General features: G+C 68.6%; 22 protein-coding genes. 10 read left to right on the top strand and 12 right to left on the bottom strand.

The window, feature by feature from the left end:
• Positions 1 to 65: 65 nt before the first annotated feature.
• Complete coding sequence (locus tag ABZ348_RS26650) at positions 66 to 917, bottom strand: peptidase S1 (protein ID WP_358937165.1); 852 nt, start codon at positions 915 to 917, stop codon at positions 66 to 68.
• Between the two features lie 939 nt (positions 918 to 1,856).
• Here ABZ348_RS26650 and ABZ348_RS26645 point away from each other — a divergent pair.
• Positions 1,857 to 2,420, top strand: coding sequence for a hypothetical protein (locus ABZ348_RS26645; protein WP_358937163.1), 564 nt, complete (start codon positions 1,857 to 1,859; stop codon positions 2,418 to 2,420).
• Between the two features lie 228 nt (positions 2,421 to 2,648).
• On the opposite strand, the gene ABZ348_RS26640 is transcribed toward ABZ348_RS26645, so the two are convergent.
• The 3 genes from ABZ348_RS26640 to ABZ348_RS26630 form a co-directional block, all read right to left on the bottom strand.
• Positions 2,649 to 3,923 (bottom strand): MFS transporter, encoded by a 1,275-nt coding sequence (locus tag ABZ348_RS26640; protein WP_358937161.1) that lies wholly within the window; start codon positions 3,921 to 3,923, stop codon positions 2,649 to 2,651.
• An 81-nt stretch (positions 3,924 to 4,004) separates the two neighbouring features.
• Positions 4,005 to 4,535: a carboxymuconolactone decarboxylase family protein gene (locus tag ABZ348_RS26635; protein ID WP_358937159.1), complete on the bottom strand. Its 531-nt coding sequence runs from the start codon at positions 4,533 to 4,535 to the stop codon at positions 4,005 to 4,007.
• 108 nt (positions 4,536 to 4,643) lie between these two features.
• The gene (locus tag ABZ348_RS26630; RefSeq protein ID WP_358937157.1) at positions 4,644 to 5,471 is read right to left on the bottom strand and encodes a hypothetical protein; all 828 of its coding nucleotides are present in this window, start codon (positions 5,469 to 5,471) and stop codon (positions 4,644 to 4,646) included.
• A 596-nt stretch (positions 5,472 to 6,067) separates the two neighbouring features.
• Here ABZ348_RS26630 and ABZ348_RS26625 point away from each other — a divergent pair.
• Positions 6,068 to 6,817 (top strand): glucose 1-dehydrogenase, encoded by a 750-nt coding sequence (locus tag ABZ348_RS26625; RefSeq protein WP_358937275.1) that lies wholly within the window; start codon positions 6,068 to 6,070, stop codon positions 6,815 to 6,817.
• A 295-nt stretch (positions 6,818 to 7,112) separates the two neighbouring features.
• Here the strand turns inward: ABZ348_RS26625 and ABZ348_RS26620 are convergent, their stop codons facing one another.
• Positions 7,113 to 7,544: a PPOX class F420-dependent oxidoreductase gene (locus ABZ348_RS26620; protein ID WP_358937155.1), complete on the bottom strand. Its 432-nt coding sequence runs from the start codon at positions 7,542 to 7,544 to the stop codon at positions 7,113 to 7,115.
• Positions 7,545 to 7,935: 391 nt separating this feature from the next.
• Here ABZ348_RS26620 and ABZ348_RS26615 point away from each other — a divergent pair, with 391 nt between their 5' ends.
• A complete protein-coding gene (locus tag ABZ348_RS26615; protein ID WP_358937154.1) occupies positions 7,936 to 8,073 on the top strand; it encodes a hypothetical protein in 138 nt (45 codons plus the stop codon).
• A gap of 2 nt (positions 8,074 to 8,075) precedes the next feature.
• On the opposite strand, the gene ABZ348_RS26610 is transcribed toward ABZ348_RS26615, so the two are convergent.
• Positions 8,076 to 8,582, bottom strand: coding sequence for a hypothetical protein (locus ABZ348_RS26610; RefSeq protein WP_358937152.1), 507 nt, complete (start codon positions 8,580 to 8,582; stop codon positions 8,076 to 8,078).
• Positions 8,583 to 8,993: 411 nt separating this feature from the next.
• A complete protein-coding gene (locus tag ABZ348_RS26605; protein WP_358937150.1) occupies positions 8,994 to 9,488 on the bottom strand; it encodes a cupin domain-containing protein in 495 nt (164 codons plus the stop codon).
• A 369-nt stretch (positions 9,489 to 9,857) separates the two neighbouring features.
• Between ABZ348_RS26605 and ABZ348_RS26600 the strand changes: the two genes are divergently transcribed.
• Entirely contained in the window at positions 9,858 to 11,516 is a 1,659-nt protein-coding gene (locus ABZ348_RS26600; protein ID WP_358937148.1) for a hypothetical protein, read from the top strand.
• Positions 11,517 to 11,990: 474 nt separating this feature from the next.
• On the opposite strand, the gene ABZ348_RS26595 is transcribed toward ABZ348_RS26600, so the two are convergent.
• The gene (locus ABZ348_RS26595) at positions 11,991 to 12,746 is read right to left on the bottom strand and encodes a hypothetical protein (protein ID WP_358937146.1); all 756 of its coding nucleotides are present in this window, start codon (positions 12,744 to 12,746) and stop codon (positions 11,991 to 11,993) included.
• Between the two features lie 421 nt (positions 12,747 to 13,167).
• Here ABZ348_RS26595 and ABZ348_RS26590 point away from each other — a divergent pair, with 421 nt between their 5' ends.
• On the top strand, positions 13,168 to 13,353 hold the full coding sequence (locus ABZ348_RS26590; RefSeq protein WP_358937144.1) for a hypothetical protein: 186 nt from the start codon (positions 13,168 to 13,170) through the stop codon (positions 13,351 to 13,353).
• Between the two features lie 352 nt (positions 13,354 to 13,705).
• Here ABZ348_RS26590 and ABZ348_RS26585 read toward each other — a convergent pair whose 3' ends face one another.
• Together ABZ348_RS26585 and ABZ348_RS26580 are read right to left on the bottom strand one after the other, a co-directional pair.
• A complete protein-coding gene (locus tag ABZ348_RS26585) occupies positions 13,706 to 16,456 on the bottom strand; it encodes a hypothetical protein (RefSeq protein ID WP_358937142.1) in 2,751 nt (916 codons plus the stop codon).
• Positions 16,457 to 16,470: 14 nt separating this feature from the next.
• On the bottom strand, positions 16,471 to 16,638 hold the full coding sequence (locus tag ABZ348_RS26580; RefSeq protein WP_358937140.1) for a hypothetical protein: 168 nt from the start codon (positions 16,636 to 16,638) through the stop codon (positions 16,471 to 16,473).
• Between the two features lie 1,285 nt (positions 16,639 to 17,923).
• On the opposite strand from ABZ348_RS26580, the gene ABZ348_RS26575 reads away from it, so the two are divergent.
• Entirely contained in the window at positions 17,924 to 18,757 is an 834-nt protein-coding gene (locus ABZ348_RS26575; protein WP_358937138.1) for a hypothetical protein, read from the top strand.
• Between the two features lie 444 nt (positions 18,758 to 19,201).
• Here the strand turns inward: ABZ348_RS26575 and ABZ348_RS26570 are convergent, their stop codons facing one another.
• Positions 19,202 to 20,179 (bottom strand): AraC family transcriptional regulator, encoded by a 978-nt coding sequence (locus tag ABZ348_RS26570; protein ID WP_358937136.1) that lies wholly within the window; start codon positions 20,177 to 20,179, stop codon positions 19,202 to 19,204.
• 132 nt (positions 20,180 to 20,311) lie between these two features.
• Here ABZ348_RS26570 and ABZ348_RS26565 point away from each other — a divergent pair, with 132 nt between their 5' ends.
• The 4 genes from ABZ348_RS26565 (at position 20,312) to ABZ348_RS26550 (ending at position 24,492) form a co-directional block, all read left to right on the top strand.
• Positions 20,312 to 21,193 carry an NAD-dependent epimerase/dehydratase family protein gene (locus ABZ348_RS26565; protein ID WP_358937134.1) on the top strand — a complete coding sequence of 294 codons (882 nt, stop codon included), beginning with the start codon at positions 20,312 to 20,314 and terminating at the stop codon, positions 21,191 to 21,193.
• Positions 21,194 to 21,431: 238 nt separating this feature from the next.
• A complete protein-coding gene (locus ABZ348_RS26560; protein WP_358937132.1) occupies positions 21,432 to 22,589 on the top strand; it encodes a serine hydrolase domain-containing protein in 1,158 nt (385 codons plus the stop codon).
• 304 nt (positions 22,590 to 22,893) lie between these two features.
• Complete coding sequence (locus ABZ348_RS26555; protein ID WP_358937130.1) at positions 22,894 to 24,135, top strand: lanthionine synthetase LanC family protein; 1,242 nt, start codon at positions 22,894 to 22,896, stop codon at positions 24,133 to 24,135.
• A 60-nt stretch (positions 24,136 to 24,195) separates the two neighbouring features.
• Positions 24,196 to 24,492 (top strand): hypothetical protein, encoded by a 297-nt coding sequence (locus ABZ348_RS26550; protein ID WP_358937129.1) that lies wholly within the window; start codon positions 24,196 to 24,198, stop codon positions 24,490 to 24,492.
• Between the two features lie 40 nt (positions 24,493 to 24,532).
• Here the strand turns inward: ABZ348_RS26550 and ABZ348_RS26545 are convergent, their stop codons facing one another.
• Positions 24,533 to 25,216, bottom strand: a complete 684-nt coding sequence (locus ABZ348_RS26545; protein ID WP_358937127.1) for a TetR/AcrR family transcriptional regulator — start codon at positions 25,214 to 25,216, stop codon at positions 24,533 to 24,535.
• Positions 25,217 to 25,256: the final 40 nt, after the last annotated feature.

Raw genomic sequence — 25,256 nt, 5'->3', positions numbered from 1 at the left:
CGTAGGAGGGGTCGTGGCCCCGACGAGATCACGACCCCTCCGCTCCGTTCCGCTGTCCCTTGGGGTCAGGAGAGGGCGAGCTCCGTCACTCCGCCCAGCTCGTGGATCCAGCCGGCGCTGAGTCCGCCTTCCTTCACATAGGCGTCACCGCCACCGGTGAGCACTCCGATGCGGTTGCCGGACAGCGCGATCTGCGTGACGCCCGCGAGCTCGTGGACCCAGCCGGCGCTGAGGCCACCCTCCTTCACATAGGCATCACCACCGCCGGTGACGACCCCGATGCGGTTCCCCGACAGCTCCAACTGCTTCACATTCGCGAGTTCATGGATCCAGCCGGCGCTGAGTCCGCCTTCCTTCACATAGGCATCACCACCGGCCGTGAGCACTCCGATGCGAAGGCCCGAGAGATCGAGTCCGATGACGTTGTTGAGTTCACTGACCCAGCCGGCGCTTAAACCGCCCTCCTTGACCAGGGCTTCTCCGGACTGCTTGACGATGCCGATCCGATTGCCCGACAGCTCCAGCTCCTTGACTCCGGCCTCCTGCTGTACCCAGCCGGCGCTGAGTCCGCCTTCCTTCACATAGGCGTTGCCGCTGTTGGTGAGGACCCCGATGCGGTTGCCGGACAGCGCGATCTGCTTGACGCCGGCGAGCTCGTGGACCCAGCCGGCGCTGAGGCCACCCTCCTTCACATAGGCGTCGCCGCTGTTGGTGAGGACCCCGATCCGATCACCTGACAGAGCCACCTGTCTGACGCCGGCGAGCTCGTGGATCCAGCCGGCGCTGAGTCCGCCTTCCTTCACATAGGCATCACCGCCACCGGTGAGGACCCCGATCCGATTGCCCCCGTCACCGGAGACGGTGGCGGCAGCGGTCCCGGTAGCGGCCACCACGCCCAAGGATGCAAGGGCGGCCACAACAGCACTGAAGAGAGACAGTTTCCTGATGAACACGGAGATACCTTCCTGAGAGATCGCAAGAGAGAGGAGCAGCCAAGAGGGCGGCTCCGGGAAGGACGATCACAACGACGAATTCACCGCTCGACGGAGTGCGCTCCAGGGCAGGTCCACACTGCGGACACCAAGGGAGCGGGCGAGGGAGCAGGACATCGGTGGCCGAGCGGCACTGAGGCGTACTCCTCTCGTGACCTACCGACACGCGTGAGCGGCTATCGGAGGGAGGGGGCGGGAGTGAAACAGACCTGCTTGCGTCTTCGGAGCAGTGGAACGGACCGGTGCTATCGGTGTTGCCGTTCTCGTGGTGCAGCTCGTGCAGTGCGCGCGGGGTCGCCGCCGCTGCCGGATGCCTGGGCTGATGCCCCGGGTCTCCGGCCCCGGGTAAGTCTCGCCCGGCGGGCACACTCATCACCGCCGAATTCCCGCCATTCTCCGATCAGTACATCCCGGGCTCTGGTGACGGGATGTGCCCCTGCCCCCACGACGATCCCGGACCGCCGCAGCCACCGTCATCCACCTGCGACTTCTTTGGTTTCGGGGCAGTGGTGTGAGAAGCATCCGGATGCCGGTGCGTTGTGCTGATCGGCCGAGGATTTCGGGGTGTGGGTCTTCGGGGTAGGCGTCCAACCCATATGAGATGACGCCGTCTCAGTTGCGTAGGCTCCCAACACAACGCAGTGCGGCACGCTGTGTCCCACGACTCCGGAATCGGCAACTCCGACAGTCCGGTGGGTCGACGCCACGAGCACGGCGACGCCCTGCTGCCGGACTGCGGTACCGGTATCTGCCACAGAGCGGATGCTCCCCGTAGGCGGTGCAGGCGAGCGTCTGAGCGGCGGAGTTGGAGACCGACAGGGGAGAGAATCGAGGGAATCGTTCGACTACGTGATGGGGGCCTGTGTGAGTCTGTCGGGACAGATACTGCCGCTGGTGGGTGTTGCGCTGGGCGCTGCCGCGTCATTCCTCGTGAGCAGTTTGAACGAGCGGTCGAGATGGCGGCGTGAGCAATCCGTCCGCTGGGACGAGCGGCGCCTCGATGCCTACGGGGAGTACATCCACGCCGTCAAGGAGCTCGCGGGCCGCTACCAGGGCATCGCCGCGGGCCGTGGACTGGTGACCGGTCCCTCGCCGTTGGATCCCACCCCGGAGGTGCTCGCCGAGCTCGGCGTGGCCGAGACCCGCCGTTCCGCACTCGGCGAGACCTGCGAGTTGCTGGGAGACACCGAGACGAACACCGCGTCTAAGACGCTGAACCACTGTCTGTGGCGGCTGGAGCACCTTGCGCGGGGAGTACCCACAGAGGCCGAACAGGGTTGGGACCAGGCGTACGCGGAGTTCAGAGTGGCACAGAAGCGGTACGTCGAGTGCGCGCGGGCCAGTCTGGGGGTCACCGGTCCGGTCGGCCGGGATGTTGCCTGGCCTTCGGCCTGGCGTCCTCTGAACCGGTCGCCACGCGCCGAGTGATGGACCCGGGGCACGGCCGGAGCTCAAGTCGGTCGCGGCGCCGGAGCCGCTTGCGCTGAAGCGGATGAGAGAGGTGCATCCCGAGCTCACACTGGTTCGGGCTAGGGATGCACCGGCTCGGCTGGCGGGCGTTTGGGGCAGCTCCGTGAAGCTCTGGCTCGATGGGTCGGTTTCCCGGCTGGCTCGGGCCATTCGTGCAACTGCTCGTGTGGGTGGCGTCGGATGGTTCTATGCGGCCTTGGACAGGTTTGATCTGTCCGTCCACGGTGCGGGTCGGTTGGGTGTCACGGTTCCGGTCTCGGCTCGTTGTCCGTCGTGGCGTGGCCAGAGGAGGAGTGCTCCGATGGCCCCGGCCCCGGCGAGGGTCGCGAGGACGGACCAGGTGACGACGTACCCGGCGTTGGTACCGAGCCATCCTGCGATGGGATAGGTGATCAGCCAGGCCAGGTGTGACAGGGAGAACTGGGCCGCGAATGCCTCGGGGATGGCATTCGGTTCGACGGAGGCGCGCAGGACGTTGCCGGTCGGTGTGATGACCAGGGCCATGCCGATGCCGATGACGGTCCAGACGATCGCCGTACCGGCCCAGGTGGTCAGTCCGGCCGTAAGGAGAACCAGTGCTGCGATCGTGCCGCCGACGAGGACTCCGGCACCGGTCACCATGACGGTGCGGGCCTTGACCCGGTCGAGTACGCGGGGGAGCGCGAGGGCGGCCAGGAGGGTTCCGCTGCCGGATGCGGCGAGCATCCAGGCGACCTCCGACTGGGAGCCGTCGAGCTCGTCACGGACATAGTTGACGGTGTTGACGACGACGATCGACCCTGCCGCCGCGACCACGAGGTTGAGCGCCATGACCCCGCGCAGCCGCGGTGTCCTGACGAAGGTTCTGATCCCTGCTGCCACTTTGTCCCACGCCCTGGTGTGGGCGCTGGGGCGGGCGTTGGGAATGCGCGTCCACAGGACCAACAGGGCGGAGAGGAGGAATCCGGCGGAGGTGCCCAGGAACAGCCAGTTGAAGCTCATGAAAGCCAGGGCAACCGCTGCCAGTACGGGGCTGAGCAGGCTCTCCATGGTGGAGGCGACCTGGGAGGCGGACAGGGCGCGCGTGTAGTCGGACTGGTTCGTGACGATGTCCGGGATGACGGCCTGGAACGTCGGTGTGAATGCCGCGGAAGCTGCTTGGAGAAGGCCGATCAGGACGTAGATGTGCCAGATCTCGGTGACGAGCGGTAGTGCCAGAACCACTGCGGCACGCACCACATCGAGCAGGACCAGGAAGGTTCTTCGGGGGAAGCGGTCGACGTACGCGGCGACAAGGGGAGCTATGGCCACGTACATAACCATTTTGACGGTCAGTGCGGTGCCGAGGACCATACCTGCGCTGGGGCCGGCAAGGTCGTAGGCGAGCAGTCCGAGGGCCACTGTTGTCAGCCCGGTACCGAACAGGGCGATGATCTGTGCGCCGAACAGATGGCGGTAGTCGCGGATGGCGAACAGTCGCACGGCGTGTTCCTTCCATGTCCATGCGGCGGGGCACGGCCTCGGGCTGGAGGCCGTGCCCCGCAAAGGGAGGCGGGGGCGCCCCTAGGCATCGGTGCCGCTCTCCGGTGTGAGGCCGGCGAGCAGGTTGAAGGCCCCGGTGAGGATGTTGAGTGCGACGATGCCGACGACGTCGGCTATCGCGCGGTCGCTGTAGCCGTGCTCGCGCAATGCGATGACCTGCTCGTCGGTGATCGACGTCGGCTCGCGGTAGACCTGGAGGGCGAGGGCGATGATCGCCCCGATCGCGGGATCAGCCGAGGTACCCGTACGGGCTCGCTCGATCTCGTCCTCGTCCACCCCCATGGCGCGGGCAGCATTGACATGCGCGTCGAGACACAGCTTGCAGCCTTGCAGGACCTGGAGGGCGATCGAGATCCGTTCACTGGTCGCACGGTTCAGCTTGGCTCGTCCCATGGCGCGGCTGAGTTGGAGGTAGCCGCCCAGAACGGCGGGTGAGTGCGCCATCGTGGACACCATGTCACCGAGTTGACCGTGCCGGGAGACGAGTTCGGTGAGGAGGTCGCGCGAGGCGCCGACCGCGGTGTCGGGCGTGAGTCGGGTCAGACGGGGCATGACGGCCCTTCCGGTGTGGAGTGTGCCCGGGCGGCGGGGCGCTCGGTGAGACGAGCGCCCCTGGGCCGCGCCGTATGTCGCGGCAGCCGGTCGGTAGAGTCCATACGGTCAGTGGTGCTTGTGCTGGCCGTGGTGACTCTGAGGAGCGGGTGCGGCCGAAGACGCCGTGTCCGATGCGGCGCCCGGGGTGGTCAGTACCGTGAACTCTGCCGTTCGGACGACGTCGTTGTGCTGGAAGTCCAGGTAGAGGCGGTAGGTGCCGCCCGAGGGCGCGACCGCCATGAAGGTGATCTCGGGCCCCGCCTCGGTGATGCCGTCTCCGGGCGCACCCTCCGGGTGGACGTGGAGGTAGCCCAGGTCGCCGACCCGTAGTGCCACCAGGTGTCCATATGCAGCCAGGTAGGGCTGTAGGTCGGTGACGGGGCGTCCGTCCTGGCTGACGGTGAGCGTCAGGCTGCTCGCCTCGCCGGGTACGAGCTCGCCGCCGAGGGTGACGGTGTACTTGTCCACGTGAGCGGTGCGGGTGTCCTCGGGAAGCGGCTGCGGGTCATACGGTCCGGCGACCGAGGCGTCGATTCCCAGCGTGAGGGTCCCGCTGTGTCCGGTTGGGTGGATGTCGGCGAAGAACCGCCAGGAGCCGGGTTCCAAGGTCAGCTCCACGCTCCAGGTGCCCTGCTCGTCCATCACCGGGTGCACGTGCTGGAACCCGGCGGTGTCGCGGCGTACAGCGATCATGTGCATGGTCTTCTCGTGCTCGGGCGTGAACTCGGTCACCGGCTGTCCGTCGGGACCCGTCACCCGAAAAGTGATCGTCTGCACACCGGTGGAGAGGATCGTCGAGTCGAATTCGAGGGTGTACCCGCTCTCGGAGACCGACAGGCCACCGGGACGGGCTTCGCCGTGGCTGCTCATGTCGTGGCCGGAGTCGTTCTTCATCGTGTCCACCTTTGCGCTGCGTGCCGTGTGCTGCTCTTCTGGCGTCTTTGGTGCTCGCTACACCAGTGAGAACAGCATACCCCCCGGGGGTATTCCCGCAAGGGGTTCTTTCAACGGGCGACATGTCATCACGGGATCCCATACCGCGGTGCGGTTCTGCGCCGCATGGCGCACGTGTCGCTGGGGGAGCGGGTGGTCGGCGTGGGCTGCGGCGCGGCTGCTGGTCGGGATGGACCCTGGTGGGAGTGGGTCTGACCTGCGGATACGCAGACAAAGCGATCTGTCCCGCGACGGTGAACGGCGACGTTGTGCAGGTATGTGGAGCGGGCCCCAGGGAGTCGTGCCGGACCCCCGACCGAAACCCGCTCCGGCACCGAACCCCAGGACCTGACCCGTACGACGGAAGCGGCCCGATCCCGCTGAGCCGCCATGTCCGGGACCGTCCGGCAGGAACTCGAACCAGTCGAAGGTGCGGGGGCGAAGGAGCCGTAACAGCACCTCGGCGGGCGGCCGAAGGAACTTCCGCCACCGGACCCTCCCGGCGGCACTTACGCTGACGGCGAGGAACCGAATGGGGGAGCGAGAAGGTGACACCTTTGCAGGGCACAGGCGGATTCGACCTCGGCGGACGGGTTGCGCTCGTCACGGGCGGGGCGCGCGGTATCGGTGCGGCTGCCGTGCGGGCGCTGCACGAGGCGGGGGCGCGCGTCGTGATCGCCGATGTCGCGGACAAGCAGGGGCTCGAACTGGCTGCCGCGCTCGGTGAGGGTGCTCTCTTCCTCCACTTGGACGTAGCCGAAGAGAGGGCCTGGGCGGGCGCGATCCGGAAGGCGGTGGACGCGTTCGGGGCCCTGGACGTGCTGGTGAACAACGCGGGCATCGCGAACGCGGCGCCCATCGAGAAATTCACCACCGCCAAGTGGAACGCGGTGATCGCCGTGAATCTCACAGGGGTGTTCTTCGGGTGCAGAGCGGTCGTCCCGAGGATGAAGGAGCAGGGCGGAGGCTCGATCATCAATATGTCCTCGGTCGACGGCCTTCGGGGCAGCCCGGCCACACACGCGTACACGGCGGCCAAGTTCGGTGTTCGAGGCATGTCACAGTCGCTGGCGGTCGAGCTCGGGCCTTTTGGGATTCGGGTCAACTCCGTGCATCCGGGTTATGTGCGTACCCGGATGACGGCGAGAATCGATCCCGAGCACCTCGACATCCCGCTGGGACGGCCCGGCAGGGCTTCGGAAATCGCGGACACGATCGTGTTCCTGGCGAGTGACGCCTCGTCGTTCACGACCGGTGCTGAATTCGTGGTAGACGGCGGGATGATCGCCGGCATTCCGCGCCGCTGACGGCCGGCCGATCGATGAGTTCGCGGCGGTGCGGAGGGGCCGGCCGGTCGTGGATGGTTCGGGTTCTGCTTTTGCGCCGCCCCCAACTCGGCCGCCGAGCCCGGGAGGGCACGGCTGTCTACTGGCCGAGATCAACCGCAAGGTCGAACTGCGCTGCCATCTGCGCGATTCCGACGGGCACCCATCGAGGTCTGCCCGGGCCACCGGTCTCCTGCGAGGCGTCCTTGCGGACCCGCCCGCCGACGACCGGTGGCCACCTGTCCAAAGGCCGGCCGAAGTACGGCGCGGCAGCACGTCAGTGCAGGTCGGCGCCGTACACCTTCTCGACGGTCAAAGTCACCAGCACGCGCCGTTCGGACACCATGACGGACCGGTACTCATCCCAGTCCGGGTGTTCGCCCGCCGCGGACCGGTAGTAGTCCACGAGTGCCTGGACCTCGGGGCCGTCCGGATCGGTGCCGGGGCCGACCAGCACGACCGTACCTTCCGCGGTGGCCCATGACCTGCCGTCCCGACTGGTCACCTCCAGGGCTGCGCGCGGGTCCCTGCGCAGGTTCGCGGCCTTGGCGGTGCCCGCGGTCGTCGAGATCCGAATTACCCCGGCGTTCCGGTCGTAGGAGGGCATGACGGGGGAAAGCTGGGGGCGGCCGTCGGACTTGATCGTCGCGAGTACGCCGAGTCTGCTGTCCGCGAGCAGCGCGTGCGGATCAAAGGGAGTGTCTGCCATGTCGGGCCCAACCGCTGCTCGACCGTCGAGTATTCCGACTTGGTACGGCCGGACGAGTGATCCTTTGGGGCGCACGATGTGCCGTTCGGTTCAGGGCACGGGGGCGGGGCCGCCCGGAACCGCTCCACCCCGATGATGTGCCGCACCTTGACCGGGCGCACGAGGCTACCTACCGGGATCCGCGGAACGGCCCCAAGCGCACAATCACCGAGTCGGGTACGCGGGGACGGGTCGCTGCACCCAACGGTGTCGATGGCGCCCGCCCCTGTCCGCATGGGTTGCACGACGGGGTGTGAGCAGCCGGCGCCCGAACTGCAGGCTCGGGACGATCAGCGCGGCCGCCTCGGTGCCGGCTTCTCCCCCCGCTCGCTCTTCGCGGACGGATTCCTGGATGACCAACGACAGTTCCTCATGGAGCGACTTCGTCGAGCCGGTTCTCCTCGGGTTCGCCATCCTCGCGATCCGGGACGGGCGAAGCGCTGACCGGCACGAGTTCCACCAAGGCCATCAGGTTGATGTCAGCCGGTGATGTCAAGGACCCTGGTGCCGTTGCCGCCGTACGTAGACCATTCCTACGACTGAAATCGCCAGGAAGAACAGGGCTGCCCCACCCGACATCACCGCCAGCACGGTGGCCCCGCCGCCCCCCACATCGTCCTCACGGACGGCTGCATGCGGGTCGTCGGCCTGGTACCGGACGATCATCCGGTCGCCGACAGATCTCTTGCCACCGCCGCTTCCCACAGGCAGAGCCGCTACCACGGTCTGTCCATCGACCTCGAAGGTGACCTGGCAGCGGCCGACCATGCATGAGCCGTCCCTGTGCAGCGTTGCGGAGACCCGTTCGCCGTCCTGGAAGGAACGGAGATGGTGGGCCGCAGGAAACATCACCAGCGCTGACAGCGCGCCCAGCAGCAGCGCGAGCACCAGCGACATCAGCATGGCCGTGCGGGGCCTCAGGGTGCTCGGTGCCGCGTTCCGCTGGTACACGCTGGAGGGACCCGCGTTCGAGGTTCCGCCCAAGTCCTTCGCCCCCATTTCCGCTTGTGTCGAAGCGAGATGCCACGTCTTGCGCGTGGACCGGGCCTTGCGCCCGTGTCCCTCCCTGATCAGGGTAAACGGGGGGATAGCCCGGCATCATGTGGTGACGTCGGCACAACGGGAACGGCCCTGCTTGCTTGCCGTCGGCAACGAAGGCGGGCGGAGGGGCTGTGTGTAAACGATCTCTACGCCGTCGGCTTCGGCCCAGTCCACTACCCGACGGCACCGTGTGACGGTCGGGTGAGGGAGCGGTTGTTGTCCGGATCGCCAGGCGGACCGTGGGCTTCGCCGAGACCATGAGCACGGTCGATGTCGTCACCGAGCCCACCGGCGGCTCCCGCGGCGGGTCCGGCTCCTGCTGCACGCGGGGAGACATGGGGCCGGCGGGAGGCGGCCGGTCGGGGGTGATCAGGCCGGGCGGCTGTAGCGGTGGACGAGTTCGGCGTGGGTGGGGAAGAGGGTCGCTAGTTCCTCGGAGTGGCCGAGGGTCAAGTCGGCGTAGTCGAATCCGGGTGCTACCGCCTCGCTGATGAGGGCATGGTCCCCAGTGGTGAGATGAGCGGCTTTCCAGACACCCCCGGGCACGGCGAGGGCGAGGGTGTGGCCCTGTCGGGGGTCCTGGCCGAGGACGGTGGCGCTGTGACTGCCGTCGGGGTGGAGGAGGTGGTAGGTGAGGGGTTCGCCGTGATGGTGGAAGTGGATGATGTCGGACCGGTTCAGGTGCCAGTTCCCGATCGGCGACCAGTGGGTGAGGAGGTAGTGGATGGAGGTCATGGTGTAGCGGTCACCGCTGGGTGCGGGGATGCGGGGGCGGTGGTCCGCCTGGAAGATCCGGCGGAAGTACCCGCCCTCCACATGGGGTTCCAGGCGGAGGGTGTCGATCCAGTGGTGTGCCGTGAGCACGGTGTCCTCCTGTGGTCGTGTGTCTGATCGCCGACGGCGAACGCCGGAAACGCGATCTCCGGTTCGCTACGAATTTCGCCGAAATCCGGATGGTCGGCGCGTCACCGTCGCCGATTTTCTCAAGGAAAGGAGATTCCCGCACATTCGCCGGGTGTTCGGATTCTATTTCTGCCCAATCGCCGCGGCGGGCTAGGCCCATGGCATCTCGTCAAGGGGGCCAGCCGGTCGAGTCAAGGCCGAGACGGAACACGGGCACGTGAAAGTTTATCGTCGCATAATCTTATCGGTGTCCCGTTTTTGCGCGACTGTCCGCGTGCCGGGTATAACGGGCCATCATTCATATGCCGAACGGATCGAGAATTCAGCACCATGATCACCCGACGTCCAGGCCACCCCTTTCCGTGCTCCGTGAATGGCCTGGTCATCTTCGCCGCGACGGCGGTCGACGTGGTCGCCGTGCCCGCGGACGGCCCGCATCTCCTGCGCCAAGCGGCTCAGCGGCTGTGCGACGCCGTCGGCTCCGACACCGTGCTCGCCGATGCCGGCGGCGAACTCACCGCCGACCTTGGGGCGGGGCTGCGCGCGGGGATGTTCGTCTCCACCGAGATGCGCCGCGACACCGGCCAGACGTCCCTGCTGCGTCTGCACCTGCGTCTGTCCGGGGAGGGCGAGCCACCGTCCGCGGCGTCTTTGGAGGAGTGGGCCGAGATGTGGCACCGCCAGGCCCTTTCCCCCGCCGAGGTGGAGCGGTTGGCGCATGAGCTACCGCTGATGGGTGCCACCGTCGAGCGGCTGCGTCATCGCAAGCCGCTGGCGGGATTCGCTGTGTTGGTGACCGGTCACTTCCTGACCGACCTGGTCGGCCTGGTGCGGTGTCTGGCCGAGTTGGGTGCTCCGCTGGACTCGATGACGATCCTGCGCAAGGACTATGCCTACCGGTGGCGTCACCGTGTCCACGGACACCTTCTGGAACAGGGAGTGCACGTTGCGGACTGCACCGACGCCGGTGCGGTCGCGGATCACACGGCCCGAGCGCGAAGTGGGGGCTTGATGTGTCTTGCCCTGGACGATGGGGGATACGTCGCGCCGGCACTACTGGACGGAGCCCGGACCCCCGGGCCCGCCGGGGCGGGCGACTGGGCAGGTGTCGTGGAGCAGACGATGTCCGGAATCCACCGGCTTCAGGGCCGGGAGACCGAACTCCCCTTCCCTGTCTTCTCAGTGGCCCAGTCCCGGCTCAAGGGCCGCATCGAGTCGTACTGGATCGCCGAGAAGGCGGTGACCAGGGCCCTGGAATTGCTGCCCGAGGTGAAGACCGAGGGGCAGCCCGCGCTGGTGATCGGCTACGGCAACGTCGGAGCCCAGATCGCGGCCCTGCTGACCCGGCGCCGTATGCGGGTCGCGGTCCACGACTCCGACATCCTCCGCCTCGTCGACGCCCACGAGAACGGGTACGTCACCGCACGCGACCTGTGCGCCCTCCTGAGCGAGCATGAGCCCCTGATCGTTTTCGGTGTCACTGGCCGCACCAGCATGTCGAGGCGGGAGTTCGAGGCGCTCCGACGCCACACACGTCTGGTGAGCGCCAGCAGCCGTGACATCGAGTTCGACCTTCCCGCCCTCGAAGCGCTCGCCGTCAGGGACTCGACTGCGCCCCCGGCGCTCGCCCTTCCCTCTCGCACACACACCCTCCCGCAAGGCGTTGACGTCACCGTCCTGGCCGGGGGTCGTCCCGTCAACTTCCACGAGACGGACAGCATCAGCAACCTCCACTCCGACCTCGTCTACGCCGGGATGCTCACCGGCGCGTGCGCGGTCGCCACCGACCCCGCTCCGGCCGGTCTGGACCCGGCCTGGGCGGATACCGTGCTGGAGGAGTCCGGACTGCTCCAGGACTACTACGAGCGCTACGGCCCCCCGTCCGCGTCCATGGCCACCGCGACATCCGCGAAGGATGCGTTTGGACGCGGGAGCAGCCGGTGGTCTCACCCCGACGACGCGTGCCGGGTGTCGGCCGGCCGAAGGTGAGGTGGTGCTCAGTTCGAGCGTCGAGCTGAACAAGCACCACGGCCGTGAAGTGGCCTAGGTCATTTGCGGTATGGGCGAGCGTGAGGATTGCGCCGATAGCCGTCGGGTCTGCTGTTGGAACTGGTGGGCTCCATAGGCGTGCTTCAGCTTCCCGACCGTACGGTTGTCGCCGGCATCGGCCGTACCGCTCGGCCAGTTTCAGGTGCGCGGACCGCGTTCAGGTGGAAGCGACGCGGCAGGGTTCGCTGTTCGAGGCCGCCGCAGCACTCCAGGAGATGCAGCGAGCCGGCTTCGAGCGGAGGAAGTAGTACAGCGTGGCCTTGCTCTGGCGGGTGTTGCGGTGGACGCAGAGCGGACCTCGGGCATGACCTCGTTCGTGGCAGTGACGCCGGGTGCGCCCCTGTTCAGGAGGGGGAGCAGGGGGCCGCCACCGGGGTACGAGAGTGGCGACACCCTGTTCAGTCGATTGTCGACTCAGCCGATCGGCGAACCCATCTTCCCATGCGTATGGCCGCTCTCACGCTTTGCGGAGGTGGATGCAATCGTGCCGTTCGCGAGGAGCTGCCTCACGCCCGCGGCATCGAAGCCGACCAATTTGCCCTGGTTGGTGGTTGTGGTGTAACCGCCGTTCGGGCTGCACATGACGGGCTTGTTGCCGTCCGACGTCGCCACACACTCGCCCGGCGCCACGGTGCCGTCGCCGTTGAGATCCTTGTTGGGATGGTCCAGGCCGATGACGTGCAGCATCTCGTGGGGGAAGACGTTGTTCAGCATGTACGTAGGCAGATTCCATCCGGTCCAGTACTCGGAGTTGATCTGGACGTGTCCGCCCCATGCCGCGTCGTCGCCGGTCCAGCAGGGCAGGGCGCGGGACATGCCAGGCTGCCCGTTCAGAGGCCGGTAGACCTCGGCGAACTGGATCGTCCCCTTCGTGGGAGGGCACACTGCGGGGTCGACGTTGGTGACGCCACCGATGGATATGTTCACGCCTTCGGCCTTGAGCTGCGTGATGGACCGAGTGAGGTAAGGCGTGTACTTGGTCTTGAGCGCCGTTGACGTGAACGTGACGGTAAAGACAGTGCCGGGCTCGATGCTGGTGACCCGGTGCTGCGGGAGAAGCTTCCAGCCGGTGCCCTCCAGAGGCCGCCCGACGGCTACTGCGGGGTTGGCGGTTGCCAGCAACGTGACTGCCGCCGCGATGGCGCCGATGACGGGGATTCTTGACTTCATCTCTACCGATTTCTCTGGTTGTTCAGATCCGGGTGGGGCGAGCGCGAAGACGCTTCCACCGATCCCGTGCTTTCAAGTGGCCTTTTTTGCAGGGGACTTGACGCCCCCGCGGCGGCCCATGCTAATCGCCGCCGCCGGCACGAGGGGCCACTGAGGGGATAGGGCGCGGGTTCGGGCGGGGCCACACCAGGGGATCTGTTCACTGACGACGGTGGCCAGTGTTGCGGACCACTCACGTCGCAGGCTTCGAGAGAGCGGGGTTCCGTGCCAGGGCAGTGCCCCCGGACCGGGCTGCTGAAGTCCCGGGCTTGCCGGTTCGCGCATCAGGTGTCCAGGCCACCGGTACGGGCGAAGGCCCGCTATCGTCAATAAGTGGCCCCGCCCAGTGGGCAGTTCGACGTGTGTGGACCTGCGGGGGATCATGCTTGCTCAGAACGGTATAGCCGGCGGCGAAGTCGCGATCCTGGCCATGATGGGCCCTGCGCTCGGGGTCTTCCTCACGGTGTTGATCGCCCGTGATTGGTGCACTCCGCAGCAGTGGGTGTTGTGGTGCCTCGGTTCATTTGCCCTTATGTTCGGTGTCATCGCGCTCCTTGGCCTCACCTAGACAAGGACTGTCGAGCCGGCTCGCTCGTGGCCGAGCACGGTGCGGTGGACTGCACCGTGTGCATCGGTGCGCACCACTCCCGGTTTCGGTGTGTACCACAGGGTGGTCGGGTGTCCCGGGTGTGTTTCGGTCGGCTGGCCGTCGGCCACGGCGAGGAGCGGTGCCCCCTGGGCGCGCTGCCGGAGCCGCGGTGAGCACGGCGGACCCGACCGTCGCGTCCGGTCGGGCCCGTCGGCCGGGGGAGACCTTCCGCCTCCGGGCCGGACGGACAGCCCGGCCCGGAGGCGGAGATCCGGACCTCTTTTCCAGTCAACCGGGGGCCGTCGTATCACGGTGCCGGGGAACAGGTTGCTCAGGATTCGGGCTGTTCCCCGGCGGTTTCGTGGATCTGGGCGCGGGTGGTGTCGGCCTGTTCCTGGATGTGCTGTTGTACGTGGGCGGGTACGCCTTGGTCGTGGAAGTGGGCGGTGAGGTTGGCGAGGGTGTTCTCGGCGCGTTCGAGGTCGCCGGCTTTGGCGTGGATGGTGGCGAGGCGGCGGAAGGCTGCGTTGAGGGTGAGGTTGTCGAGGCCGGTGTCCTGGTCGGTGCTGGAGGTGTTGATGGCTTCGGTGAGCTGGGTGACGGACTCGGTGATGTCCGGCTGGCGGACCTGGAGACGGCCGTCGCCGATGGTCTGGAAGTGGCGGCCGGCGTTCGCGCCCCGGGCCAGGCGGGCGTAGGCGGTGAGCGGGTGGTCGCCGTGGCGCTCGATCACTTCCTGGAGGGCGTCGTTGCCGGTGGTGAGGTGGGGTGCGTCGGAGCCGAGGAAGGCGAGGAGGATGCCCTGGTCGTCGCCGGTGAGGAGTTCGCCGACCTCCTGGTCCGCGCGGTCGAGCGGGGTGCGGATCCGGAGGGTGCGGGTGGGGGAGACGGTGCGGGCGCCGTCGAGGCCGGTGTGGACGGCGGTGACCTTGTAGGTGCCGGGTTCAGCGAAGTAGAGGCCGTCACTGCCGTAGCCGAGATAGGCGGTCTCGTAGACGGCGGGGTTGGCTTCGGTGAGGGTGACGGTCCGCTCCTGGGGGCCGTGTCCCGTGCAGGCGCGGGCGATGGGACGGAAGGCCCGGGTGCGGCCGTAGGGGTCGGTGATCACGATCGTGGTGCGCTCACCCCTCGGGCCGATCGCCGCGGCCACGGACACATCCCCACGTATCCCGGTGCGCGAGAGCTTCAGTTCGGCCATGACGGGTTCGCCGTACCCGAAGAACTGCTTTCCGCCGAGCGAGAGGGCGAGACCGGGGTCCTCGGCGGCACCGGGCAGGACCAGCCCCTGCGGGGATGGGGCGGGGTTGATGAGCGCGGAGTTGCCGCCGAAGTCGCTGCCGCCGGGAACGATGTGGCGATGGAAGGCGTGACGCAGATGGCGCAGTTCGTCGTCGGTGAAGGCGTAGGGGAAGTCCTGCCAGAAGTGCCGGGCGCCCGCGCGGTCGCTGTTGGCGTAATTGCCCGGGTAGTTCATCCAGGAGAGGTCGCCGAAGCCGTTGTTCGGGCCCAGCGGTGCCGGTGGTGTGCTCAGGTGTTTCTGGAAGGAGTGAAGCAGATTGAACACATGCCCCAGCTCGTGGACGTAGGTGAACAGCTCGAAGGCGTCACCGATCGAGCCGCTGTCCCGCAGGTTGTCATGGAAGATGGCCATGCCCTGACGGTGGCTGCCCGTGGCGTCGAACATGAGCCCGGCCGCGTCGTAGGCGTCGGAGCTGCGGCTGGCGACGAAGGTCCAGATCTTCCACTGATCCGTGTCCCGGTGCAGGCTGAAGTTGGCGGTCATGGCGGCGTGCAACTCGGCGATGGACCACTGGAGATCGGCACCGGAGGTGTTGGCCACCGTGTTGACCTGGCCCGCGTTCCTCAGCTCGACACCGGCCTCGGCGAAGGCGGAGGACACGGTCAGCACCCGGTTGCGATAGCCGCGCGCCACGGTGCCCCGGGAGGTGTCGTAGCTCTGGAAGGCGGCGGTGCCCGCCAGGGCGTCGGTCTCCAGTTCCACCGACCGCAGCGCCGAGCCCGCGTAGTAGACGGCCGTGTTCAGTGTTTGACCGCCGCCTGGCGCTTCCAGAATGACGACTCCGTTGCCCGTGCCGCCGTTCACAGCGAACCTCGGGATGGTGAGATAGAGGAATGTTCGAGGGGAGTTGTTCGCCCAGGACAGGTTGGACTGGGTGAGGGTGAAGCTGCTGGCGCTCGCCGAGACGAACAACTCGGAGGTGCTGCGGAATGAGTCGGTCCAGGTGTCGCCGGTGAACAGGTCACCGCTGACCATGCCCAGCGCCCGCTCGCCCTCCAGATCGACACGCACTTCGATCCGCTGATAGCCGCTGGTGCCGGTCCACCGGCCGGTCGCCGGACGGTAGGGCGTGCGGTGGGACTCGGGGAGCGCGGCCAGGCCCGGCACACCGAGCCGGTCCAGACCGCCGGAGGCCAGGATTCCGGTCTTCCAGTTCAGCAGAACACCCTGAGTGCCCTTGATCAGCAGGCTCTGCCGGGTCCCGTCGGACGCGGGCTTGTACGCCACCACATGCTCCAGGCCGGACCGGAAATCCTCGGGTAACTGTGCCCAGCCCGCGCAGCCCGACGCATCCGGACCCTCGGTGATCAGAGCCTCCCGCACCACGCCGGTGGACCAGTTGAGGGTGAGGACCCGCGCCCCCTTGAAGAAGTACGTCTGACGTATGCCGCCCGCCGCGTCCGGCGCCGGGAACAGGGCGTCGATCTGCGAGCGGTAGCCAGCCGGGAGCGCGGTGCCCCAGTTCGCCAGCCCGGTCCACGGCCCCTCGCTCAGGGCCCGCCCCTGCTCCCAGTCGTACCTGGTGCAGGTGTCGCCCCAGAAGAACAGACTCTGCAGCGTCTCGCCGGGGCGGGACAGCATCAGCGCGCAGTCGCTCGCGTACAGCGCGGTGAGACTGTTCAGCTTCGGCACGATGACGTTGAGCCGGTCATGAGCGACCAGGCGCTGCTCACCGAGCAGAACACCGTCCGAGCCGCGCGCGAACAGCAGTCGCCACTCGCCGCCCGCCGGGTACGCCTGTACCCAGTTGTAGCCCGTCGTCTTGTACCGCATGAATGCCATGACCCGTACTCCTTTCAGAGGATGCGAAACCCGGGGGACGGGTTCGTCCGCGCCCGGAACTGGGAGCGCCACAGGGCCCGCAGCGCCCTGTCGGTGTGCAGCACCCCGGACGCGGACACCGCGTCCGCCGCCTGGGACTTTCTGCCGGTCAGTGGTCGTGTCCAGTCGTGGCGACGTCGCACGGACGCCACCCGTGAGCGCGTACGGAATGCTCCGGCGAGGGACGGGAGAGCGCCCGACATCCGGACGGTCGGCCCCCGCCCGTCAGGCCCGGCGGAACGCCGTACCCGTGAACAAGAGCAACTGTCGTGCCTGAGAGCGGCGGTACCGCGCACCGCTGCGGCTTGCAAGCCTCGCCCGGCCGCCCGTCCTCGCGTTCCCCGTTGCACGGCCGGCGACCGGTCACCCAACAGTCGGCCAGCCGCCGTTCACTGCGGATGATCACGACACGGAAGCCGGCGTAGTTGCCGGAGATCTCCACAGAACTGCGGTCAGCCATGGACCATCCGTTCTCGAACACCGCCCCCGCACCACCAGGAGCGGGGGTTGGGCGGGCTGTCGGGTGAGACGAACGCCGGGCGGGGAAGGGCAGTTGTCACCGGCGCGGGGGAATCGACCGCCCGCCGGCCAACGGGTAAAGAAACGGTTATGCCGAGCCGGGCACAGCAGACCACACCTCACGTTCACCGAAAATCGAACAGAAAGCCCCTTGCCGTCGGACAGAGGCGGAATGGCGCATACCTCCCCTGCGGCGGGGGAGCCCGGCCTTCCCGGGGACTTGGGCGTTCCCCGGATCCCACCGCTGTCGGGCACGCCTGCGCACCACCTCCGGACTTGGTTCCACCGGCCCGAACGGCCGACCGCCCGGACGCGCGCCATGTACCCACCGGGGCCCGGAACTCCGCGATGCGCGCTCCGGTTTTCTGTCCGCACGAAGCCGTGTACTTCCCCCAAACTCCGCAAGAACGTCCGGAACCCGCTCCCGGGACCGCGGGAGCCCTCCCGCCGTGACGACCCGCCTGATCGGCACACCCCCGCTCGCGTTCGTGTTCGCCGACACCACGGACGTCAAGGCCGGGCGGATTCTGCCAGACATAGATGCCATATGGTCGTTTAGTGGCCTCATCGGATCAGTTGCGAATTTTCTGTTCGAGGGCTGTCGATCCGCTGTCAGTCTGGAGGGGCTGCCGAGTGCCGGACTCCTGCCGTGGTGGTGAGCGATGCGCGGTAGTGCTCCGGGAGCGCGGTGAATCCTGCAGGCATGCCGTGCTTGCGCTGGCGCGACTATGCCACCGTCGGCTGTCGGGGTCCGCCGGGTTCCGCCTGTGGTGGTGCGTAACCGAGTGAGGGGGAACCAACATGTCCTCGAACACCACCCTGTTACCCGTACCTGCGAGATGGCATCGCGGGGCCCGGACCCGCACCCCTGGATCCGCACCGGCCGCCGGATCGGGCCCGCTGCGCCGCATGCGCCGCCGCGTGCTGTCAGGGCTGGCGGTACTGGCCTTGGCCGCCGGGGTGGGACTGGCCGTTCCCCAAGCCGCGCACGCCGTTTCCCACGTCACCGTTTCCTCCACCGTTGCCGCCGGTGACACCTTCACGATCGGCTTCAACGGCACCGCCGACTTCGCCCGCACCAACGCCCGTGAGATCTTCTACGGCAGCTCCGACACCCTCGGCCCGCTCCCGTCGTTCACGACCATCGACTCGTGCACGGGGAACACAGCCCCCTGCACCAGCGTCTTCGGCGTCGGCCAGGGAGTGCCGGTGGGCAACCTGGCTGCGGGTGGCGCGTTCAGCGGAACCCTCACCCTCAGAGTCAACCCCGGGACCCCGGCCGGTTCCTTCGTCCTGCGCTACCAGCTCTTCGGCGACAGCGGCGGCGAGCCCACTGCGAACGGGCCGCCGCCCTCCGCTGACCTCGCCGTCGCCGTGACCGCACAGCCGCGCCTGGCCATCCTGGTCCCCTACCTCACCTACACCCTCACCGCGAACAACACCGGCCCCGGCGCGGTCACCTCCGCCACCGTCACCGCCGCCCTGCCACCCGGAACGGGCGCCAGCAGCCTGCCGGCCGGCTGCACCACCAGCACGGGAACCGTGACCTGCACCTACGGCGCCATCGCCAGCGGAGCCAGCGCCGCGAAGTCCTTCCGCGTACCCCTGCACCTGCTCTCCCTGGGCGACATCACCGTCACCGGGACGCGCACCGCATCCTCCCCGACGGACCCGAACGCAGCCAACGACACCGACAGCGCCACCTGCACCGTCATCTCCATCCTCCTGGCCACCTGCCCCTAGCAATCAGCCCAAGCAGTGCGCGCATCGCACCCCGCGGGCGAGCCCGGGACGTGTTCGGTGGATGCCCCGGGCCTTTGCGGTCGTCATCGCCCGTCTGCGTGTGCTCGGCCGGCGCGGACTGCCCCGCGCCAGGCCGGACGCGGTGAAGTCCAGCGGCTGAGATTGAACGCTCCGCCCCCTGCGACGGGGGCGGCGGTCATGAGACGGTCAATTCCCCATGAGACGGCGTACTCGGCTCCGCCTCGGCTCAGGCCGGTGGACTCGGTCGGCAAGCGGGGTACCGAACTCCTCTACCGAGGGGGAGACAAGCAGTGGGCCCGTAACCGGCCCCGCGCCGCCACAGGCCGTCGGCAAACAGCGGGCCGGGAAACCGCCGCCTACCGCGAAATGGGACCTGTCCGCTTGCGCCGACACGATCCCCCTTCCCGCTCATCGCAAGGGATTTCAGGGGGTGCCCGTGGCCTCCACGGTGGCGCGGTATCGGCCGGGTGGCATCCCCACCACCCGCCGGAATGCCGCGCTGAACGCAAATTCGCTGCCGTACCCGACTGATGCGGCGATCCTGCCGATGGGAAGATCGGGCTGCTCGGACAGCGCCGTCTTCGCGAGTGCCATGCGCCACCCGGTGAGATGGGCGATCGGGCTCTCGCCCACCAGTTCCCGGAACAGCGGCGCGAACGCCGCCCGGCTCATACCCGCCACCCGGGCCAGTTCCGCAACACTCCACGGATGCCCGGGCGCCCCGTACAACGCGTCGAGCGCCCGGCCCACGCGATCATCGCCGAGCGCGGCCCGCCATGTACCGGCCGCGGCTGGCCGCTCCAGCTCGGCCCTGATCCCCTGGAGCAGCAACACCTCGACCAACCGTGCCGCGAGCAGAGGCGAGGCGGACCGCCCGTCGCGGACCTCCTCGCGAAGACCGTCGAGAATCCGGCGCAGCCCCGGCACGGGGTCGCCGCCCGCGTCCGGCTGGAAATGGATCACCGGCGGCAGGGCCCGCATCAGAAGACCGCGGGCCGCACCGGTCAGTGTGAGTTCGGCACACAGCACCACCGTGCGCGCCCCGTCGCCCCCGAAGCGGCGCCGCACCGACAACCCGTCTTCCGACGGCGGACTTTGCCAGTGCTCCTCCGCCATGACCCGAGCGTCCGGGCGCCACTTGAGCGAGTGCGGGACACCGTGCGGCAGGATCACCAGGTCCCCGGGCCCGATCCGGACCATCGGTCCGTCGGCCTCCAGCCACATCTCGCCGTCGAGCGGATGATGGAGTGTCACGGTGTCCCGGGGTCCCATCCGCACCCCCCACGGCGCGCCGAGCTCGATGCGCCCGAATCGGCCGGTGCCGACCCGTATCCGGCTGAGCAGCGTAGCGAGGGCATCCGGCCGTGAACGATCGCGTATAACCCCTGGACTTCGGCGCATGTCCGCCCCTCCTGCCGCTTCCTACGATCAAATCAACCCCCGAGCAGCCCGAGGTCGGGAGACCTCGAAGCCCGACCGGCTCCGGAGCATGCCGGGAACTCTTGACAACCCCCAACGAACAGGGAGACCGCCGTGGACATCTTTATGACCGGCGCGAGCGGATACATCGGCTCGGCGCTGACCCGTACTCTCGTCGCCCGCGGACACCGGGTGCGCGGACTGGCGAGGAGCGACGCGGCTGAAGCCAGGGTACGGGCGAACGGCGGTGAGCCGGTCCGGGGCAGTCTCACCGACCTCGCCGTACTGGCGGACCGGGCGGCCGACGGTGACGCGGTGGTCCACACCGCCGCCGTCGACACGGCGGACCGGCCCGCCGTCGATGCGGCGGCGGTGACCGCCATGCTCGGTGCGATGAAGGACGGCGTCTTCATCACCACGACCGGTGCGCCGCGCGCCCGCTCGTCGCGGACCCCGGTCACCGAGGACGACACTGCCGAGCCCACCGGCCCGCTCGCCTGGCTGGCCTCGGCCGAGGCTCGGGTGCTGGAAGCCCCGAGGGTGCGTGGCGTCGTCGTCCGCCCTCCGATGGTGTACGGCGACGGCGGCGGACCGGTCGCCCGACTGGTCCACCAGGCCACCGCCGACGGTGTGGCGCGCTACACCACCCCGGGCGACAACCGCTGGTCCACCGTCCAGGTGAACGACCTCGCGACCGGCTACGCCGTGCTCCTCGAAACCCCCGCCCACGGGGTGTTCCACATCGCCGAGCCGGTCCCGGTCGACATGGCGTCACTGGCGGCCGCGATCGGTGATGCCGCCCGGGTACCCGTGAAGTCGTGGAGCCTGTCCGAGGCGCTGGAGACCCACGGCCCGCTGGCCGGATTCCTGGCGATGGACGCGGCGCTCGACGCGAGCCGACTGCGAGCCCTCGGCTGGGCACCAGTATTCGGGCAGGCGCTGGACGGCATCTGCGGCGCCCTGCGTAATCCCGCCCAGGGCTACCGCGCTTCCTAGTGGCCGGATGGCTCGCCGCCGTGCAACACGCGATGCCTACCGATTCTGCCGGCGGTGTCCGCAGTAACTGGATGACCCACCCGACGCCGCCCCCGTCGCGCCGCCGCCGCTCATTCGACAAGCGGATGCCGAGCCCGATGTGGAGTGGCTGGTAGCGGATCAACTCTGCGTGTCGAGCAACGCGGTACCCCGGTCTTGGAGTCCTTCTTGGCGACGCAGTCGACCGAGGGAGCCGAAGATGTCAGCAGGTACGGTCCGCACCGCACTGGTCGCGGTGGTGGCGGCACTCGCCACCGCCGCACTGGTGTCACCCGTCGTCGCGCACCCCACCGCGGCAGGAGGGGGCGGCGACCGGCACGGCGCCACCCAACGTGCGCTCGAACAGGCGGTACGGGACGGCATCCCCGGCGCCGTCGCCCAGGCCCGGGACCGCGCCGGAAGCTGGAGCGGCACCGCGGGCCTCGGTGAACTGGCCACGGGGAAGAAGCGAAAGGCGCAGGACCGCTACCGGATCGGCTCCATCACCAAGACCTTTGTCGCCACCGTTCTGCTCCAACTGGAGGCCGAAGGCCGGCTCGACCTCGACGACACCGTGGAGCGATGGCTCCCCGACACCGTCCGGGGCAACGGCCACGACGGCCGACGCATCACCATCCGCCAACTCCTCAACCACACCAGCGGCATCTACAGCTACACCTCCGACCCCGGCTACCAGGCGAAGATCTTCGGCGAGGGCTTCCTCCAACACCGCTACGACACCTGGACCCCCGAGGAACTGGTCGCCCTCTCGATGCGGCACGAGCCCTACTTCGCCCCCGGAACCGACTGGTGGTACTCCAACACCAACTACACCCTCGCCGGAATGGTCATCGAGAAGGTGACCGGCCGAGGCTACGAAGCCGAGATCGAACGCCGGATCCTGCGACCGCTCCAACTCCGCGCCACCTCCGTCCCCAGGACCGACCCCAAGATGCCGAACCCCGCGAGCCGCGCGTACTCCCCGCTCTCCCAGGACCCGGCCGCCAAGATCCGCGATGTGACCGAGCTGAACCCCTCGCTGGCCGGGGCGGCAGGCGGCATGATCTCCGACTCCAAGGACCTCCAGAAGTTCTTCCGTGCCCTGCTGAAGGGCGGACTGCTCCCGTCCGAGCAGCAGAAGGCCCTGACCACCACCCTGCCGGTCGACCCCCAACTGCCGCAGCACCGCTACGGCCTCGGTATCCAGTCCACCCGGCTCAGCTGCGGCAAGGAGGTCTGGGGCCACGGCGGAGGCATCCACGGCTCCCAGTCCGAGGCGTTCGTCACCCGGGACGCGAGTCACTCGCTGGCGCTCAACTTCAACGGGGACTGGGCGGGGGACACCGGGGCGGTGATCGAGGCGGAGTTCTGCGGGTAGCCGCGAGCTTCCCCGCTGTGCGGGGCGCGGCCGGCCCGCTTGTCCATCGCGGCGCCCGCCCGACGCAGCAAGGAGGCAAGCCCCCGACACCGCTCCTGAAGCCCCACGGGCTCCGCCTCAGCTGCCCTGCATGCCTTGAGCGCAGCTGACAGGGGGTGTCCGCCGATGGATGCAGCCGGGTCCTACCGCCCGGTGTTCGCCCTGTCGTACTCGCCAGCGGTCCGCAACTGGCCGCCACCCGGGCCGACTCCAACCTTCTTGATGTGGGTGGTGGGGCGGCACAACACTGTGGAACGCTGGCCCGATGACCACGGGTGCACCTGATGACGCGGAGTCGCTCGCCTTCGGAGCCCTTGAGTGGCTGATGAAGGCTGTGCGGGACATCGACGACGGTGTGGCCTGGCCGAACACTCTCTCCGATGACCAGGTCACACCAACGCTGTACAGCGGAACTTCGGGAGTGCTTCCGGCTCTCCTCGATGCATGGCGGCACTTCGCCGACGACCGGTACGCGGACATGGCTCTGCGCGGTGCCCGCAGCGTCGCTTGCGCGCTCGAAGACTGGGAGGACAGTGGTCTCTACACAGGGGTGGCCGGTATGGCCGTCGCTCTGCGGGGTGTGCACCGTGTGCTCGGTGACACCGCGGTGGGGGCGTCCGCCGACCGTGCTCTGGACATCGTGCGTTCCCGCTATGACGGCGCAGCATGGAACGACTGGTTCGAAGTGATCTTCGGCAACGCCGGCATAGCGCTCGCCGCGCTGGAGTGCGGCGATCTCGACCTCGCCCAACTGGCCGTCGACCGCTACATCCATGCTCCCGAGCCCACCACGGCCGGCGTTCAGTGGCAGATCCAGACCGGCCTGGTCCCCCGTATGCACCACATGTCCCACGGCACCCTCGGCATCGTCTACGCGCTTGCTGCCGTCGGCCGGGCCACCGACCGTCCCGACCTCGTCGACCTCGCAGCGGCCGGAGCCGCCGACGTCGTCTCCCGCAATGAAGCAGGCCCGGACGGCTTCCTCGTCGGGCACTCCGATCCACAGCAACAGCACGAGCGGATCGAACGCCACAACTACGGCTGGTGCCACGGCCCGTCCGGCGATGCCCAGGCATTCCGGCTCCTGGCCCGCGTCGTGCCCGACGATCCCGCCTGGCCCGCCCTCGTGGACCGCTGCTGGCACACGGTCGTCAACTCCGGCATCCCACGAAGGATCCGTCCCGGCTTCTGGGACAACAACGGCCGCTGCTGCGGCACCGCCGGCGTCCTCGCCCTCGCCTGCGACCGACAGGTCGAACGCGGTGACGGCCGTGACTTCGCCGATCTCCTCGTCGCCGACCTCGCGGCCCGCGCGACAACCGACGCCAACGGCCACCGCTGGTCTAATGTCGAACACCGCGACACACCCAGTGAGCTAGCGCCGGCCACCGGCTGGGGCATGGGCAACGCGGGCATCATCCGTGAGCTCCTGCGCCACGCCCGTATCACCGCGGACCGCGAACCGCAGTACGCCGTCCCCTTCCCGGACCACCTCCCCACGGCCTGAGTGCCAGGCTGCTGCTGGGCAAACCCCCCATTGTCGGTGGCGGCTGGAACGCTGGTCGTCATGAACGGTGACGAGCAGCTGCTGAACGGCCGTGTCTACGGCGCTGAGCACGACGACCCCAACCCCGGCCCGCTTCCGCACCGGACCTACGCCGAACTGGTCGGCGGTCCGCTGGACGGCCTGCTGCTGGACATCCACGGCTGGCGGAGCGAGGAGATCGACGATGGTGTGGCCCTGACCACGGAACTCTCCCGGTGGCCCGGCGGTAGTGCGCTGTACGACCCGCGCCGCGGCGAACCCCGTGCGCAGGGCCCGGGTGTGGCGTGCCGCTTCTACTACTCGGGCGATGCGCCCTGAATCCTGATCCGTGTCGACGCATCCCCGGCGGTGTGGGGTCTCAGTCGGTACTGCTGTCCGGGCGGTCCGTGGTGGTGGAGCGTGCGCTGATGCGGAGGGCAAGGCCATCCAGATAGATGTCGAGCTTGTCGGTGAACCAGCCGCGGCCGTGCCAGGTGGCGTCGGCATTGAACTCGGCCGCGAACGGCATCGTCTTCGACCAGTTGTCGCGGTACTCCTCCCGTACGGTCCGGCCGTTTCCCCCGCTCGTCTGCTGGTCGAGATGCCGCATCGCGACCCAGGTGGTGAGGACGAGTTCGGCGACGAAGTCCACCGAGACGACGGCCTCGCGGTCGGTCAGGCCGGCCGCGACCAGGCTCCGGCCGTACCGGATCAGCCGTTCGATGATGGCCGGGGGGGTGCCCGGCGTGGTCAGCACGGCCTGGGCGAAGCCCGGGTGGGCGTCGCACAGCTCCCAGATGCGGTCGGCGAACTCCCGCAGCAGCTCGCGCCAGGGCAGCTCGCTCTCCGGCCACCGGGAGCGCTCGACGGCCAGGCCGATCGCGGTGCGGACCAGGTCGTCGCGGTCGTGTACGTAGCGGTAGAGCGTGGAGTGGCTGACGCCGAGGCGGGCGGCGACGCTGGGCATGCTGAAGTCCGCCAGGCCCTCGGCGAGCGCGGCCTCGGCGACGGCCCTGGTGGTCAGCGAGCGGGAGGGGCCGGGCCGCCGGCCGGGTGAACCCACCCGGCCGGCGCCCCGATTGCCCGTTCCGGATCGCCGGGGG

Source organism: Streptomyces sp. NPDC005963 (assembly GCF_040638655.1).
GTDB lineage: Bacteria > Actinomycetota > Actinomycetes > Streptomycetales > Streptomycetaceae > Streptomyces.
Note: the sequence above shows the minus strand (reverse complement) of the source record. Positions and strands in the feature narration are given on the sequence as shown.